Genomic DNA, 15,652 nt, shown 5'->3' with positions numbered 1-15,652 from the left:
TCTTTCAACTGGACTCAGCTATCGCGCAGGATAAACCAATCAGGATTGTACCGACAGGTTTGCATTCAACCGCTCCTGGGGCACAGTCATGCGCCATTCGATGCCATCCGCATGCATGATCCGCTCCAGTTTTGCATCCAGCACCATCGCAAGCATACGCTCAAGCACGATGGTCCCGAAACCCTTGCGTGTGGTGGCGATGCTATCCGCATCGATGTCTGCGCCCGCCTCTCTCCAGACGAGCAGAAATGCCCCGTCAGCGAGCGACCAGGTGAGGTCGACGGTCCCCCTGCTGTTGCCCAGCGCACCATATTTCGTGGCGTTGGTGGCAAGCTCATGCAGCGCCATGCCCAACGTCTGCGAAACCTGTGCGTCAAGCCGCACGGACGGCCCGGAAAGGTGAACACGCTGCGGGTCATCGGGAATGAACGGTTGCAGCTGGTTTTGCGCAAGTTCCTGGAAATCGACGCCCTGCGTGGCGTTGGCAATCATCAGATCTGTCGAGCGTGCAAGGCCGGCAATCCGCTTGCGGAACGCCTCGGCAAAGTCCGCCCGGCTTTCGCCCACGTTGAGCGATTGGTTGAGCATCGATTGAATGACCGTCAACTGGTTCTTGGACCGGTGCGCCACCTCGCGCATCAGGAAGCGGATTTCGTTTTCCGCCTTCCGGCGGGCCTGAGCCGCCTCGGCCAGCGCGGTCGATACCGTCTCGATTTCGGAAATCATATGCGTGCGCGGCGCGATCGGCCGTCCGGCACCGAGGAGATGCGCATCCTGTGCCAGTACCTTGACACCCTGGGTCAGCAGACCGGCAATGGTGACCGACCCGGCGATCGCAATACCGGCAAAGAGAATTCCACCCAGCGACAGCCAGAAATAGGACCAGAGCGCTGGCGCATCGACATCGGCACTCCTCGCCCAGGCGATGACCTTCCAGCCGGTGAGGACGGAAAACTCGGTGACAGTCCGGTATGCGACGCCTTCATGCGTCGCCTCGCCGACGCCGACGCGTAACGACGGCACGATACTCATGAAGAAGGGCTTGCCGACCGCCACGCTGGGATCTGACGAGGCAATCACATTGCCGGCGCTGTCGACGAGGGCGGCGTTCCAGCCGGGCGACAGAACGTCCCTGCTGACCGCCTTCGACATGTTTTCGGCGTTCTGGGTCAGCGTCAGCAGATAATCATTGTTGCCGAGGGGCGTGGTGACAGGCAGATAGACGTTGAACACCCATTTTCCTGCGGTCCTGCCAAAAAACACGTTCGAAATGAGCGGACCGCCGTTGCGGAACGCCAGGTCGATCGAAGCGGGATCGGACGCCTTGCCGAGCGCGCTGCCGAAGGGCGCCCGCGTGTTTAAAAGCTGATTGTGCCCACGATCGATGACCAGCAGATGGGATCCGGTACCGGCAAGGGCGGACGATGCCCGCTCATAGAGCTGGCCCAGATTTCTGGTGTCCATCGGCGTGGCGGTCGACAACACCTTGAGCGTGGTCAGCATGCTGTCGATCTCGCGCTCGACGACGCGGGTGACCGCACCCGTCGTTCCCTTGAGCAACGCCGCAATCACACGCTCCTGCTCGTCGGTACTGCGTTTCAGGATGATCATCGAGAAAACGAACGAAGGAACGATGGCGACAAGCAGCAGCGCCGCCAGATAGAACGACAGCGGGCGTCTCAGCCGCGAGCGAAGGAACGCCAGCCAGGGAGCGCCCTGCTCGCTCGGTTTGTCCAGTCTGCCGTTCAAGCTTCCCTCATCAGATCAGCCCCTCCGGACCGCGGCCTGCCGCGAATCCCGACCACCGATCGGAACATGCGCCAGCGATCCCGGGAAGGCAACCCGATGGCTTGTGATGAAATCTAATACCAAAGATCACTGATAATGACCGATGTGACCGGATCGATTTTGACTTCCGGCTAGGAGAAAACCGCAGTCGGACCAGAAGGTCCGGCGAGGATTTTTGACGACGTCCGGAAGCCAAAAGCGACCGGCCCTTCGGGTGGCCCGGAAATCGGCCACCGGAGGGCGTCGAAATCCTCGACCGATNCTCAGGCATCGCTCTGCGGTTTCTTCTACCCGGACGCCCGTTTCCGGGCCATCACATCGGTCATTATCAGTGATCTTTGGTATAAAGGATTGTTGCTGAACTCAACCGGTGGCGAAGACGCGCTTTGGCCGGAATTCGCCCTCGCCGATCTCGCCGATGGCGACCAGCTTGCCGCGCGAGGTTGCGTAGGCCTCCGGCTCCGCCATCGGCGCATCGCGGCCGCGCAGGATGATCGGATTGCCCATTTTCAGGCGGTGCGCCTGATCCTCGGTAATGGCGATATGCGGCAGGTTGGACAGCGCCTCGCCGGTATCGATCAGGAAGGCATCGAGGGCTTCAAGCCGCTCGTCCTCGTTCTCGATCTTTTCCAGCGCCACCAGTTCGGCAAGCGGCACCATCGCCTCTTCGGCAAAGGGGGCAACGAAACTGCGGCGCAGCGACGCGATATGACCGAAACAGCCGAGATCGCGGCCGAAATCGCGGGCCAGCGACCGGACATAGGTCCCCTTGCCGCATTCGATCTCGAAATGCGCGAGATTCGGCGTGCAGCCGAGCAGCGACAGGCGGAAGACTTCCACTTCGCGGGCCGGGATGTCGACGGTTTCGCCTTCACGGGCCAGATCATAGGCACGATTGCCGGCGATCTTGATGGCGGAAAACTGCGGCGGCACCTGACTGATCACGCCGGTATATTTCGGCAGCAGCGCGCGGATGTCTTCTTCGGAAGGGCGAGCGTCGGACGACTGGACGACTTCGCCCTCCAGATCGTCGGTCGAGCGCTCTTCACCCCAGGCAACGGCGAATTCATAGATCTTGCGGCCGTCCATGACATAGGGAACCGTCTTCGTCGCGTCACCCAGCGCGATCGGCAGCATGCCGGAAGCGAGCGGATCGAGCGTGCCGGCATGGCCCGCCTTCTGCGCCTTGAACAGCCACTTGATCTTGGACACGGCCTCGGTCGAGCCGAAATCCAGCGGCTTGTCGAGGATCAGCCAGCCGGAAACCGGGCGGCCCTTGGGTTTGCGAGGTTTTGACATTCTCTATGCTCTTTTTTTGCGAAACGTCGCGGCGGTCTTTGCCACGCTGCCGTCCGGCATCTTCTGGCTGTTACCCTTTTCGAATCCCAAGGCGTAGAGCCGCCTTGCGATCAAGTATCCCGCCGCGACCGTGCCGCCATTGTCGACCCGGTAATCCTCGCCGAGGTCCTCGACGATCAACGGTTCGATGGCGCCGAGCGGCGGCCTTCCCGCGGCCGCTGCATCGAGCAGCAGCTTCTCATTATAGGGCGAATAGACGATGGCCTCGAGCGCCTTCATCTCGGGATCGCCATGGGCGATCTCCTTGCCCCTGCGGAAGGGCAGGCCCGAGGCGACCATCATTTCCACCAGGCGAACGGCCTCGGCATTATCGAAGCGGGCAAGGCCACTGCGGTAGAATGTCTGGCGCTGCTCGAAGGTCCATCCGTTCAGTTCATCCAGAGTGATATGCTTTGCCATCACTCTTCGCCGTCTTCGTCCTTCAGATCCCGCACCACTTCCGGCGATTTGAGCAGCTCGTCGATCTTCTTGTAGTTGTCGAAGCTGGTATCGTCGCGGAAGCGGACTTCCGGCATGTATTTCATCTGCCTCAGATGCGGCGTCAGGCGGCCGCGGATATATTTGGCGTTGCGGTTCAGCGCCTCGATGGTCGCCGCGTGATCGGCAATACCGAGCGGCGTCACGAAGGCGGTGGCGATCTTGAGATCCGGCGACATGCGCACTTCGGAAATCGAGATCACCGTCTTCTCGATCAGAGGATCGCGCACCTCGCCGCGCTGCAACACCTGGGTCAGGGCTGCGCGAACCTGTTCGCCGACCCTCAGCATGCGCTGCGAGGGGGCAGAGGATGTAGCTTTGCTCATGGTTTTTCCGCTGTCTGGCGTTGCTTGGAACGCGACCAAGGCGGTCCAATGCTACTTTCGGGCCAAAAGGTCAAGGCTTGAGGACATTCCCGGGGCAACAGAGGCCGCCAAATCCGCTCGAAACCCACTTGAATGCCGAGGCCCGGCATGGTCAATCTGGTTGAAACGGCAGGATAAGCGGAGACGACATGCGGGTTCTGGTGGTGGAAAACATGATCCATTCCGACCTTGGACAGGTGGGCGTGGCGCTTGGCGAGGCGGGAGCGGAGATCGACCTCAGGCGGCCTTTCACCGGCGAGGCGCTGCCAGCCGATATCCATGCGCATGACGCACTGGTGGTGCTCGGCGGCGAGCAGAGCGCTGTCGACGACCACATCCACCCCTACCTGCCGCAGCTTGCCCGCCTGATGCGCGCCTTTGCCGATGCCGACAAGGCCGTGCTCGGTATCTGCCTCGGCAGCCAGCTTCTCGCGCGGGCGCACGGGGCGGAGAACCTGCTTGGCCAGACCTGCGAATTCGGCTGGCACGACGTCGCACTGACAGCCGCGGGTGAAGGCGATCCGGTGTTGAATGCGGCCGGCACCTCGTTTCCGATCTTCGAATGGCACGCCGATACGTTCACCCTGCCCGAGGGCGCCGTTCGTCTCGCCACAAATCCGGCCGTTGCCAACCAGGCCTTCCGCATCGGCCGCGCCGCCTATGGCATGCAGTTTCACTTCGAGGCAGGAACACGCGTCGTCGAGGACTGGAACCGGATTTTCGAGGACCAGATCATGGGAATCGATCCGCACTGGCTCGAGCGCTACCCCGAGCATGCCGCGCGGGATGCCGAACAGGCCGATGCGGCAGGTCTCGCGCTGGCGCGGGCCTGGGTGCGGACGATCCGAAGGGTCGAAGCGGATGGCAGCGAGGCGCGGAAACTCGCGGCGGCATCCGCATAGGCCAAGCTGCCGGTTTGACATTGCCGTTCGGCTCCCCATTTTCCAATAGTGGCCGGCAAATCAATGGTCTTGTCTTGCCGCGCAAGCGGTGTAGAACGGGTGGAGACCGTGCATCCGGGCAGCCGCATGGACGGAGCATTCGGAGTGGTAAATGGGCATGTTTGTTAAGAGACCCGGCGGGATGACCAAGAGGCTGCGCGTCGCGCGAAAGACGATCCCGCCTGTTCTTACGCCTGCCCCGTTGGCATCGGTGTTCCTTCTTTCCGGTTTGCTTTTTTCCGCGCAGCCGGCCATCGCATCCGACTGCGGCAGCATGCCAGCGCCGGGGCTGGATTGGAGCGAATGCACGAAGAAAAGCCTGATGCTGTCATCCAGCGAACTGGAAGGCGCCAACCTCTTCGGCACTGATTTTTCCATGACCGACCTCAGCGGCTCGAACCTGACCGCCGCGAACCTGGAGAAGGCCCATCTGGTGCGTGCATGGCTGGCCGGCGCAAGGGCGGAAAAAGCCAATTTCGCCCGCGTCGAAGCCTACCGATCGAGCTTCGTCAACATTGTCGCCACTGGCGCTTCCTTTGCCAGCGCCGAACTGCAGCGCGCCGATTTCAGCGGAGCCCAGCTGACCGGCGCGAATTTCGAGAAGGCTGAACTCGGCCGGGCGCACTTCAAGGGCGCGGTGCTGACCGGCACGCGCTTTTCGCTCGCCAATCTGTCCCGCGCCGATCTCACGGCAGCAAAATTCGAGGGGCCGCTCGTCTTCGATCAGGCCTTCCTGTACCTGACCCGGATCGAGGGGCTCGATCTTTCCGCCGCCACGGGCCTTGAACAGGCGCAGGTCGATCTTGCCTGCGGCGACGACAAGACCAAGCTGCCGGCCGGATTGACCGCCCCCTCCAGCTGGCCCTGCGGCACCGACTGAGACCGGCGTCCAAGCCAGCGGCTGCGATGTTTCACCCAGCCGCGCGAGCGAAGACAAGGATGGGTTTGACGACTGCAGTTGCTCCGCTAGATTGATCCAAAAATGCGGAGGACCCATCATGAAAATTCAGAATTTCCCCCTGGAGGGAGGCTGCCGTTGCGGCCAGGTGCGGCTGAAGATCAGCGCGCCGCCGCTTCTTACCATGGCCTGCCACTGCACCGGCTGCCAGAGAATGTCGTCCAGCGCCTATTCGCTGAGCGCCGCCATTCCGGCCGAGGGCTTCGAGGTAACTGAAGGCGAACCGGTGATCGGCGGCCTGCACGGCGCCACCCGCCACTATTTCTGCCCGCACTGCATGAGCTGGATGTTCACCCGCCCCGAAGGCATGGACTGGTTCGTCAACCTGCGCCCGACCATGCTGGACGATACAAGCTGGTTCTCGCCCTTCATCGAGACCTTCACCAGCGAGAAGCTGCCCTGGGCAACCACGGCGGCGGTGCACAGTTACGAGACGTTTCCGCCGATGGAAGCCTATGAGGGGCTGGTGAAGGAATTTGCGGAAAAGCAAGCAGCGGCTTGAGCGAGATCAAGACGGATATGGCGACAGGCGATAAGGTGCCGCCCAGCACCTGGAGATCATCTTGACCGCACCCGCCTTTATCGCCGCCGTATTCCTTCTGCTTCTCACCCCCGGCCCGACCAACACGTTGCTGGCTGTCGCCGGCGGCTCTGCCGGTTTCCGGCGATCGCTGCACCTGATCGCGGCAGAGGCCGCCGGTTACCTGCTGACGATCGTGCCGCTTGCGACCTTTGCCGGACCCTATCTCGCCGCCCATCCGATTGCCGCCTCGGCCATCAAGCTCTGTTCGGCGATCTGGGTGCTGTTGCTTGCCGCCCGGCTCTGGACGATCTCGCCTGCCGGTATTGGCGCCCCGCTCGTCACCTTCCGGCAGGTTTTCATCACCACCGTGCTCAACCCGAAGGCGCTGATCATCGGCCTCGTTCTCCTGCCGCATGGCAGCCTTCAGGCCATGCTGCCATGGCTCGGACTGTTTCTGATGATCGTGCTGACGGTCGCCTGCCTCTGGCTCAGTTCCGGCGCGGCCCTGATCGGCCGGGCCAATGGCGAATTCCCGCCACTGCTGCGCCGGATAGCGGCAAGCCTGCTCCTGTGCTTCTCGGCCGGGCTGGCGGGGAGTTCACTGGGGCTGATTTGAAGTCTCTGAGGGTGCGCCGCCTCGCCGGATGGTGAGGTGGCAGGCCATCAAGCGCTGGCGGTTTCGTCTTCCACCGGCGCGTCCGGGGCGTTCTTCTTGACGGACTCGATGCAATTCTTGGCGCTTGCCTTGGACGCGTAGGTCTCGGAGCGGACCATCGTCTCGCCATTGGACGCCTTGAAGCGGACGAAATGCTCGCCGTCCTTGCTTGCGACGATCTCGAAACGATAGCCGGATCCGGTTTCGTCCTTGCTGACATCGACCGTCGCCGCACCCGGCGCGTTCTTCTTGATCGATTCGATGCAGTTCTTCGCGCTCGCCTTGGACGCGTAGCTCTCCGACCAGACCATCACTTCCGCATTGTACAGGAACTGGATGCGGAACTGGTCGTTAGCGGCCTTCAGAATCTTGAACTTGTGCATTTCGAAACCCCTTATGGATCCGGCAAGACTGCAGGCCGAGGCTTCGGCATGCAAGGAAAGGTTTAATGGAGCGGGGCCTGCAGTTCAAGCCGATGTGAATGGCAGGAAGACGAGCCCCCGCTTTTCAAAGGCCGCGCTTGCGGGCGGCGGCACCGGTCTGCAAAGATAGACGTCCTGCGGGGGGAGAAATGGCATGTCGGACAGCGAGCGGATGAAGATGGAAGCGGGCCAATGGTACAATTGCCTCGATCCCGAGCTCGACGCTTTACGGCGAAGGGCGCGCGAGGCGGTGCATCAGCACAATACGCTGCCGCCGGCGGAGCGGGGGCAGGCGGCGCCGGCCCTGCAGGCGCTTTTTCGCGCCGTGCCCGAAAATTTCACGATCGAGGCACCGTTTCATTGTTCCTACGGCATGAACATCGCCCTTGGCGAGAATGTCTACATGAATGCAGGCTGCACCATTCTCGATTCCGCCCCTGTCCGCATCGGGCGGGGCTCGATGCTGGGACCGGTCGTGCAAATCTATTGCGCCGTCCACGCCAACGATCCCGCCTTGCGCAGGACAGGGCTTGAGCTCGCAAAGCCCGTGACGATCGGCGCGGACGTGTGGATCGGGGGCGGCGCCATCCTCCTGCCCGGCGTAACCATCGGCGACGCCGCGATCGTCGGAGCGGGCGCCGTAGTCACCAAGGACGTGCCCGCCGGGGCGACGGTCGTGGGAAACCCGGCGCGGCGGCTCGGGAGATAAAGCGGCGTGCACCGCGGGTCCGGGAGCACGCCCGGCAGCCGCGATCTCTCGGCTCGATCAATGGCGCGTCAATCCATCCCCTCGATCATAAGCGGAAAAAGGCGCCTACTCGTCACCCATCTTCAGCGCCGCGATGAACGCTTCCTGCGGGATTTCCACCTTGCCGAACTGGCGCATGCGCTTCTTGCCGGCCTTCTGCTTGTCGAGCAGCTTGCGCTTGCGGGTAGCGTCGCCGCCGTAGCACTTGGCGGTGACGTCCTTGCGCAGGGCCGAGATGGTTTCGCGGGCAATCACGTTGCCGCCGATGGCGGCCTGGATCGGGATCTTGAACATGTGCTTCGGGATAAGTTCCTTGAGCTTCTCGCACATGTCGCGGCCGCGCTTTTCGGCGGCCATGCGGTGCACCATCATCGACAGGGCATCGACCGGCTCGCCGTTGACGAGGATCGACATCTTCACCAGATGGCCTTCCTGATGGCTGGTGATGTGGTAGTCGAAGGAGGCATAGCCCTTGGAGATCGACTTCAGCCGGTCGTAGAAATCGAACACGACCTCGTTGAGCGGCAAGTCGTAGGTCAGCATCGCGCGGGTGCCGACATAGGTCAGTTCCACCTGGATGCCGCGCCGGTCCTGGCAGAGCTTGAGGATGCCGCCGAGATAATCGTCGGGCGTCAGGATGGTCGCGCGGATCCAGGGCTCGTGGATTTCCTTGATCTTGACGACATCGGGCATATCGGCCGGATTGTGCAGTTCGCGCTCGGTGCCGTCGGTCATGTAGAGCTTGTAGACAACCGACGGCGCCGTCGCGATCAGGTCGAGATCGAATTCGCGCTCGAGGCGCTCCTGGATGATTTCCAGATGCAGCAGGCCGAGGAAGCCGCAGCGGAAACCGAAGCCGAGTGCCGCCGAGCTTTCCATTTCGAAGGAGAACGAGGCGTCGTTGAGGCGCAGCTTGCCCATGGCGGCGCGCAGGTCCTCGAAATCGGCTGCATCGACCGGGAAGAGGCCGCAGAAGACAACCGGCTGGGCCGGTTTGAAGCCCGGCAGCGCCTGCGCCGTCGGGCGCTTGTCCTCGGTGATGGTGTCGCCGACGCGGGTATCGGCAACTTCCTTGATGCTGGCCGTGATGAAGCCGATCTCGCCGGGACCCAGCGCATCGACCGTGAGCATCTTCGGCGTGATGACGCCGACGCGCTCGACCTGATACTTGGCGTCGGTGCCCATCATGCGGACCGTCTGGCCCCTCTTGAGCACACCATCGAGAATGCGCACGAGAACGATGACGCCGAGATAGGTATCGTACCAGCTGTCGACGAGCAGCGCCTTCAGCGGCGCTTCCTCGCCGCCCTCGCTCTTTGGCGCCGGCAACTGATGAACGATCGCTTCGAGTACGTCGGGAATGCCGAGGCCGGTCTTGGCCGAGATCAGCACCGCTTCGGATGCATCGATGCCGATGACTTCCTCGATCTGTTCCTTGATCCGCTCGGGTTCTGCGGCCGGCAGGTCGATCTTGTTGAGGACGGTGACGATCTCGTGGTTGTTGTCGATCGCCTGGTAGACGTTGGCAAGCGTCTGGGCTTCGACACCCTGGGACGCATCGACGACCAGCAGCGAACCTTCGCAGGCCGACAGCGAGCGCGAGACTTCATAGGCAAAGTCGACGTGGCCGGGCGTGTCGATCAGGTTGAGAACATAGGTCTCGCCGTTGTTGGCGACGTAATGCAGGCGCACGGTCTGCGCCTTGATGGTGATGCCGCGCTCCTTCTCGATGTCCATGCTGTCGAGAACCTGTTCGGACATCTCGCGCGCGGCAAGACCGCCGGTCGACTGGATCAGCCGGTCAGCCAGCGTCGACTTGCCGTGGTCGATATGGGCGACGATCGAGAAATTGCGGATGTGCGAAAGGGGTGTGCGGGTCGAATTTGTGCTCATGCGCCCGCATACAATGGAACCTCCCAAACTGCAAAGAATTTTACCGATTGCGACCCGCCAAATGCGATGGACGCCGGTTATCTGCCGCAGGACGGCTGCAAAAGGCGAAGTGCGCGATCAACCGGTGGCGGGCCTCAGAAGATCAGGAAATCGTCGGCTGCCAGCTTGAGGTGGCTGTCGAGCCGCGCAATCTGGATCGCCGCACCGTTGCCCGCGCCATCGGCGTCGTAGAAAATTTCGCCGGTCCGGCTGTCGTAGATGATCCGGTCGCCAACATCGGCCGCCTTCGTGCCGATGACGAAGGCCGAGGCTTTGAGGGCGCCGACCGGCAGCCTGGAAAAGATGTCGTGGTCCAGGAGAAGCCGATCCTCGGCAACGCTGAAATCGACCACCCTATCGATATTGCCAGCGGCGAACTTGGTGTCGAAGACGAATTGATCCTTGCCGCTCCCGCCGGTGAGGGTGTCTTTTCCCGCTCCGCCATGGAGCTTGTCGTTCCCGGCTCCGCCGGAAATCGTGTCGTTGCCTTCACGCCCGGAAATTTTATCGTCGCCGCCCAGACCGCCGATCTTGTCGGCGAGCTTTGAGCCGCGCAGGGTGTCCGCCTGCGCAGTGGGCCGGATATAGGCGGGATCGCCATCATGGGTGCCGACCAGCCTGTCGAGATCGCGCTCGGGGGCGGCAAACGGAATGAACCCGTCCGCCAGGACCATCTTGTTGAACGCGTCGACGCGCGCGCTGCCACTGATGTAATCCACCACAAAGACCGGTATGCCCTTGTCGACAAAGTCGCGCTTCAGGATTGCGATCGTCTCTTCGTCGGGCCTCAGCGGATTGTTCTCGTCCTTGTCGCCGCGATAATAGAGATCTTCGACCGCTATGCCGCCGATGACATCGAGATAGGCCTGCTTGCGCGCGCTGTCGTTACCCAGGTCATTGAGGATCCACGCGCCATTCTGGGGGATGACGAAAAAATCCGGATTGGTTTCGCGGGCATGTTCCGTCAGGGCGACGACGAAATCGACCATGCGCTGTGCGGCCTGCTTCTGGTTGACCGGATCCCCGGCGTGGCGATCACCCCTGGAGACTTCGGCGCCCCAGAAATAATAGGCGTCGATGATGTCGAGATAGGCCGCATCGAACCCGGCCTTGACGATGGCGTCGAGATCACCGGTCTTGCGGTCGTTAAACATGGTATTCTGCCAGTCCGGATCCCAGTACCGCACCTTGCGCGATTCCGGCCAGTCGGGATTGACAGGTCCAAGCCAGTCCGGCGCCTCGTCGGTCAGTTTGCCGGTGGCTCTGCCCGTGGTGGTCCAGTCCTCGTCCCAGTAGTCGCGGAAATCGGACGCCTCGCCGACGGAGATATAAGACACGACCACGGACCGCCCGCCCATGCCGTCCTTCATGCGGGTCACTTCGTCTGCGGTGAAACGCCCGCTGTTCGTGCCGTCGCGGGAGGAATCAATGACGAGCAGATCATGGGTGGCGGAGACGAGCAGGTCGACGTTTTGCGGGTCGCCGCCCAACCCCTGCAACTGATAGCCCCAGGTATCGACATTGACCACGCCGGTAGATGTCTTGAACGTGAGCATGACGCAGTCCCGGTTTCCTGTTTCCGACCGCATGATTAGGCGATTTCCCTCGGATGAAGAAAGTGGGAAGTGCGATTAGCCTCAACGAGGTCTTTCAGTTTCATAGTTGACTCCACTATAGGATCATTTAATTCTCCTATCATGGAATCGACCACAGGCACGTTTGAGACAGATATCGGCGAGCGGATGAAAACGCTGCGCCTTCAGCTATCCCTGACACTCGACGAGCTCGCCGGCCGCTCAGGTGTCAGCCGGGCCATGATCTCGCGCATCGAGCGCGGCGAGGCGAGCCCCACCGCACAGCTGCTTGCCCGGCTTTGCAGTGCGCTCGAGACGACGCTTTCACGCTTCTTCGCCGGCGAACAGCCGGAAGGAAAGCCGCTTCTGCGGCGCGCAGAGCAGCGCGTCTGGCGTGATCCGGACACGGGTTACCTGCGCCGCTCGGTTTCGCCGGACGGCATCGGCTCGCCCGTCGATATCGTCGAGGTCGAGTTTCCGCCGGGCGCCCGCGTGGTGTTCGAGCAGCAACAGCTCGATGCCGGCTGGACCCAGCATCTGTGGCTTTTCGAGGGACGGCTCACCATGACCGCCGGTGAGGAAACCCATGTGCTGGAGGCGGGCGACTGCCTGTTCATGCGGCTTGCCGAAGCCCACATCTTTCACAATCCGCATGGCGCGCCGGCCCGCTACGCCGTCATTCTCAACCGCAGCAAAGTCTAGTCCCATGCCCCAGATCACGATCCGCACCCTTGCCCCGTCCGAAATTGCTGCTGCCTTGCCGGCGCTGGCCGAGGTTCTCTCGGACTGCGTCGAGGGTGGCGCGTCCGTCGGGTTCATGTCACCATATGCGCCTGCCGATGCCATGCCCTATTGGGAGGGCGTCGGCCGCTCCGTGGTCGATGGACAGACGCTGCTGATCGTGGCGGAAAGAGATGGCGAGATTCTCGGCACGGTGCAGCTCGGCATCGGCATGATGCCGAACCAGCCGCATCGCGCCGACCTGAAGAAACTGCTCGTGCACCGCAAGGCGCGCGGCCTTGGGCTTTCGCGATTGCTGATGGAAGCCGCCGAAAGCGAGGCGGCCAACCACGGGCGGCATGTGCTCGTGCTCGACACGGCAACCGGTAGCCCGGCCGAATCGATCTATGAGAAATTCGGCTGGCAGCGCGTCGGCGTCATCCCGCAATATGCGCTGATGCCCGATGGCAGCTTTTGCGGATCGACCTTTTTCTACAAGTCGTTAGCCAGAGTTTGACTTGGCATCTTGAAGGCGAAATCCGTCGCTGCTCCACCTTTCCTTGTCCCCAAAAATGGTGTCGAAAAATCCGCGTCGCCGGCCCCAGTCGGCCGTTTCGCGGTTGTTATATTCATGCTAGCTGAATTTTGGCCGCACGGCCGATAATTCAGAGGGGATTCATGAAAACCATTCGTCAACGCGCGGGTCTTGCCGCGCTTTCCATAGTCGTGCTTTTGGGCGGCGTCAGCGCCGCCTCTGCCGCCGACGTAACCTTCCAGATGATGAACAGCCATCCGAACGCCGTCGAAGTCGAGCTTTACAGCCAGGACCGCGATCATGTCTGGCCGGGCAACAATCAGGTCTATCTGCTGGACGACGGCGAAACCAAGCAGATTCCGCTCTCTTGCGACGAAGGCGAGAAGATCTGCTACGGCGCATGGGTTTCCGGCGACAAGACGACCTATTGGGGAACCGGGCCTGAAAATGCCGAGACCTGCACCGATTGCTGCTACACGTGCCAGGGCGACAGCACGGAAGAGATCAACCTGACGGAATAGCGACCAAGGACGCGGGAGCGCTGTCAGCGGCCTTCCCGCGCCTTACCCAACGGATTTCATCCCTAAATGAACCCTTGCTCTTCATCTTCCTGCCGCAATCAGTAGTATGAAACAGACAACACCATTGGGGACCGCTGATTCCATGATCAAGAAATTTGCCGTACTGGCCATCGCCGCCGTCTATCTTTCCGGTTGCACCACCACCGATCCGTATACGGGCCAGCAAAAGATGTCGAACACCGCCGGCGGCGCGCTGATCGGCGCGGGCCTCGGCGCCGCGACCGGCCTTCTGGTCGGCGGAAGTGCGGCCGGCCGCCGTGACGCGGCCCTTGTCGGCGCCGGTATCGGCGCGCTCGGCGGCGGCCTGATCGGCAACTACATGGACAGCCAGGAATCCGAACTGCGCGCCCAGTTGCAGGGCACCGGCGTTTCCGTGACCCGCGCCGGCGACCGCATCATCCTCAACATGCCCTCGAACATCACCTTTGCGACCGACCAGGACCAGGTGAACCCCGGCTTCTATTCGACGCTGGACTCGGTGGCGATCGTCTTGCGCAAGTTCAACAAGACGCTGATCGACGTGGACGGCCATACCGATTCGACCGGCAGCGCCAGCCACAACCAGGGCCTTTCCGAGCGCCGCGCGGTTTCGGTCGCCAACTATCTCGGCTCGCGCGGCGTCGACCAGCGCCGCATGTCGGCCGTGGGCTATGGCCCTGACCGTCCGGTCGCCTCGAATGCGAGCGAAGCCGGGCGGGCGCAGAACCGCCGCGTCGAAATCGCGATCGCGCCGATCAAGGAAAGCTGATCCGGCTTTTTGAATTGCAAATCAGCCGGTCACCGCGCGGTGGCCGGCTTTTTTGTGTTGGCCGTCGGGCGGCGGTGCACTGCACCAAAATTGGCTCGCGAGTGCGAGAGAAAGCCCATCCTTAACCATTGACGCACGGGGCAGTCCAAACTTAAACTTGGTTATTGCGAACGTGAGCAGATACAAATGCGCGTTAACGCCGGAGCACTCGCACAGGCCCTCGATCACGTCCAGGCGGCGGTTTTCGAGCCGTCGCGCTGGCTGCACACCGTGGAGGCCATCAGCAATGCGACGGGCGCAGTAGGCGCCAATATCATGGAACCGACCGGTCGCGGCGCCTTTGGCGCGGCGTTATGCACCGAAAGTCTCGGCGATCTACTCGACGGCTATATGCGGGAAGAATGGAACACGCGGGATTTTCGCGCCCAGCTGCTGCCGCAACTTCACCAGTCGGGCGTCGTCCTGGAAGGGAACTTCATCTCCAGGCAGCAGTTCGATCAGCACGAATACTATCAATTCCTGAGAAAATACGGAATCGGCGATTCCGTGCTCATGAATATCTCCTCAGGCACGGACGAGCTCTATTTCGTCCTGCAAAACAAGGCAACGGAAGCGTCTCCGCCTCCGGAAGATACGCCGCATTTCCACGCCATTCGATCCCGGCTGCTCACAGCGATGCAGATCGCCAAGCATATCGACGCCAGCAAGGTGATGGGCATGGCGGCCGCTTTCGAGACATCCAACATCGCCTGTATCTTCTTCAACCGCAAAGGCCTCGTCACGCTGACCAATCGGAAAGCGGACGCCCTGTTTACAAGAGGATTGCGCATTTCGAGAGGCGTGGTGCGAACCTGCTTTGCGAGCGAAACCGCCCGTTTCAACCGCGAACTCAAGATCGCGATCCAGGCAAACGGACACGCCGCGGAAAGCCTGTCTGCGGTGCGTCTCTCACGTCCCGGAAAACGGCCGCTGATCGTTCGTTTCGAACGGTTCGGCGCCAATCTGGCCGACGTGTTTTCCCATTCCTGTGCCGTCGCGCTGATCGAGGATCCGGACGAGGACATTCGGCTGAAGCCGGAAACGCTGATGGCGCTGTTCGACCTGACGCCCGCCGAGGCCAGGATATCGCTTCTCGTCGCCAGCGGGTTGAGCGCCGTCGATATCGCCGCCCGGCATGCGACCGGCTACGAAACGGTCAGAAGCCACATCCGCGCGATATTCCAGAAAACCGGAACCAGCCGGCAATCCGAGCTGAGCGCCCTGTTCGGTAAAATTCGCCTCTAAGCAGGTTTTAGTTGGCAAACCGTGCGATACTTTCCCCAAACC

The 15,652-nt window shown here is 61.9% G+C and carries 17 protein-coding genes and 1 pseudogene; 10 read left to right on the top strand and 8 right to left on the bottom strand.

The window, feature by feature from the left end:
- Nucleotides 1-39: 39 nt before the first annotated feature.
- The 4 genes from A3AY_RS0100185 to rbfA all read right to left on the bottom strand — a co-directional run bounded on the left by A3AY_RS0100185 (nucleotide 40) and on the right by rbfA (nucleotide 3,950).
- Complete coding sequence (locus tag A3AY_RS0100185) at nucleotides 40-1,749, bottom strand: sensor histidine kinase (protein ID WP_018323644.1); 1,710 nt, start codon at nucleotides 1,747-1,749, stop codon at nucleotides 40-42.
- Between the two features lie 402 nt (nucleotides 1,750-2,151).
- Entirely contained in the window at nucleotides 2,152-3,087 is a 936-nt protein-coding gene (truB, locus tag A3AY_RS0100180) for a tRNA pseudouridine(55) synthase TruB (RefSeq protein WP_018323643.1), read from the bottom strand.
- Nucleotides 3,088-3,090: 3 nt separating this feature from the next.
- Nucleotides 3,091-3,546 (bottom strand): hypothetical protein, encoded by a 456-nt coding sequence (locus A3AY_RS0100175; RefSeq protein ID WP_018323642.1) that lies wholly within the window; start codon nucleotides 3,544-3,546, stop codon nucleotides 3,091-3,093.
- Entirely contained in the window at nucleotides 3,546-3,950 is a 405-nt protein-coding gene (gene rbfA / locus A3AY_RS0100170) for a 30S ribosome-binding factor RbfA (protein ID WP_018323641.1), read from the bottom strand. Before rbfA ends, A3AY_RS0100175 begins: the two co-directional genes overlap by 1 nt.
- 188 nt (nucleotides 3,951-4,138) lie before the next feature.
- Between rbfA and A3AY_RS0100165 the strand changes: the two genes are divergently transcribed.
- From A3AY_RS0100165 to A3AY_RS0100150, 4 genes are all read left to right on the top strand, one after another.
- Entirely contained in the window at nucleotides 4,139-4,891 is a 753-nt protein-coding gene (locus A3AY_RS0100165) for a type 1 glutamine amidotransferase (protein ID WP_018323640.1), read from the top strand.
- Between the two features lie 181 nt (nucleotides 4,892-5,072).
- Nucleotides 5,073-5,810 (top strand): pentapeptide repeat-containing protein, encoded by a 738-nt coding sequence (locus A3AY_RS0100160; protein WP_083925881.1) that lies wholly within the window; start codon nucleotides 5,073-5,075, stop codon nucleotides 5,808-5,810.
- A gap of 118 nt (nucleotides 5,811-5,928) precedes the next feature.
- On the top strand, nucleotides 5,929-6,390 hold the full coding sequence (locus A3AY_RS0100155; RefSeq protein ID WP_018323638.1) for a GFA family protein: 462 nt from the start codon (nucleotides 5,929-5,931) through the stop codon (nucleotides 6,388-6,390).
- Between the two features lie 61 nt (nucleotides 6,391-6,451).
- The gene (locus A3AY_RS0100150) at nucleotides 6,452-7,027 is read left to right on the top strand and encodes a LysE family translocator (RefSeq protein ID WP_018323637.1); all 576 of its coding nucleotides are present in this window, start codon (nucleotides 6,452-6,454) and stop codon (nucleotides 7,025-7,027) included.
- 47 nt (nucleotides 7,028-7,074) lie between these two features.
- Here the strand turns inward: A3AY_RS0100150 and A3AY_RS40250 are convergent, their stop codons facing one another.
- Both A3AY_RS40250 and A3AY_RS40245 read right to left on the bottom strand, forming a co-directional pair.
- Nucleotides 7,075-7,245, bottom strand: a complete 171-nt coding sequence (locus tag A3AY_RS40250; protein ID WP_245275871.1) for a YegP family protein — start codon at nucleotides 7,243-7,245, stop codon at nucleotides 7,075-7,077.
- 51 nt (nucleotides 7,246-7,296) lie between these two features.
- Nucleotides 7,297-7,449: pseudogene (locus A3AY_RS40245) on the bottom strand (YegP family protein); the annotation flags it as partial.
- Between the two features lie 193 nt (nucleotides 7,450-7,642).
- Between A3AY_RS40245 and A3AY_RS0100140 the strand changes: the two are divergent.
- Entirely contained in the window at nucleotides 7,643-8,197 is a 555-nt protein-coding gene (locus A3AY_RS0100140; protein ID WP_018323635.1) for a sugar O-acetyltransferase, read from the top strand.
- 105 nt (nucleotides 8,198-8,302) lie between these two features.
- On the opposite strand, the gene lepA is transcribed toward A3AY_RS0100140, so the two are convergent.
- Nucleotides 8,303-10,129, bottom strand: a complete 1,827-nt coding sequence (gene lepA, locus A3AY_RS0100135) for a translation elongation factor 4 (RefSeq protein WP_018323634.1) — start codon at nucleotides 10,127-10,129, stop codon at nucleotides 8,303-8,305.
- Nucleotides 10,130-10,263: 134 nt separating this feature from the next.
- Nucleotides 10,264-11,724, bottom strand: coding sequence for an MJ1477/TM1410 family putative glycoside hydrolase (locus A3AY_RS36925; RefSeq protein ID WP_162709272.1), 1,461 nt, complete (start codon nucleotides 11,722-11,724; stop codon nucleotides 10,264-10,266).
- A gap of 186 nt (nucleotides 11,725-11,910) precedes the next feature.
- Here A3AY_RS36925 and A3AY_RS0100125 point away from each other — a divergent pair, with 186 nt between their 5' ends.
- From A3AY_RS0100125 to A3AY_RS0100105, 5 genes are all read left to right on the top strand, one after another.
- The gene (locus A3AY_RS0100125) at nucleotides 11,911-12,444 is read left to right on the top strand and encodes a helix-turn-helix domain-containing protein (RefSeq protein WP_420830233.1); all 534 of its coding nucleotides are present in this window, start codon (nucleotides 11,911-11,913) and stop codon (nucleotides 12,442-12,444) included.
- A gap of 4 nt (nucleotides 12,445-12,448) precedes the next feature.
- Nucleotides 12,449-12,979 carry a GNAT family N-acetyltransferase gene (locus A3AY_RS0100120; protein ID WP_018323631.1) on the top strand — a complete coding sequence of 177 codons (531 nt, stop codon included), beginning with the start codon at nucleotides 12,449-12,451 and terminating at the stop codon, nucleotides 12,977-12,979.
- Nucleotides 12,980-13,140: 161 nt separating this feature from the next.
- Nucleotides 13,141-13,518 (top strand): hypothetical protein, encoded by a 378-nt coding sequence (locus A3AY_RS0100115; protein ID WP_018323630.1) that lies wholly within the window; start codon nucleotides 13,141-13,143, stop codon nucleotides 13,516-13,518.
- A 142-nt stretch (nucleotides 13,519-13,660) separates the two neighbouring features.
- Nucleotides 13,661-14,326 (top strand): YiaD family glycine zipper/OmpA-like lipoprotein, encoded by a 666-nt coding sequence (locus A3AY_RS0100110; protein ID WP_018323629.1) that lies wholly within the window; start codon nucleotides 13,661-13,663, stop codon nucleotides 14,324-14,326.
- Nucleotides 14,327-14,512: 186 nt separating this feature from the next.
- Nucleotides 14,513-15,610: a helix-turn-helix transcriptional regulator gene (locus A3AY_RS0100105; protein WP_018323628.1), complete on the top strand. Its 1,098-nt coding sequence runs from the start codon at nucleotides 14,513-14,515 to the stop codon at nucleotides 15,608-15,610.
- The last annotated feature ends 42 nt before the right edge of the window (nucleotides 15,611-15,652 follow it).

This window comes from Rhizobium giardinii bv. giardinii H152 (assembly GCF_000379605.1).
GTDB classification, from domain to species: domain Bacteria; phylum Pseudomonadota; class Alphaproteobacteria; order Rhizobiales; family Rhizobiaceae; genus Pararhizobium; species Pararhizobium giardinii.
The sequence above is the reverse complement of the archived record's forward strand: the minus strand, read 5'-3'. Positions and strand labels throughout refer to the sequence as shown.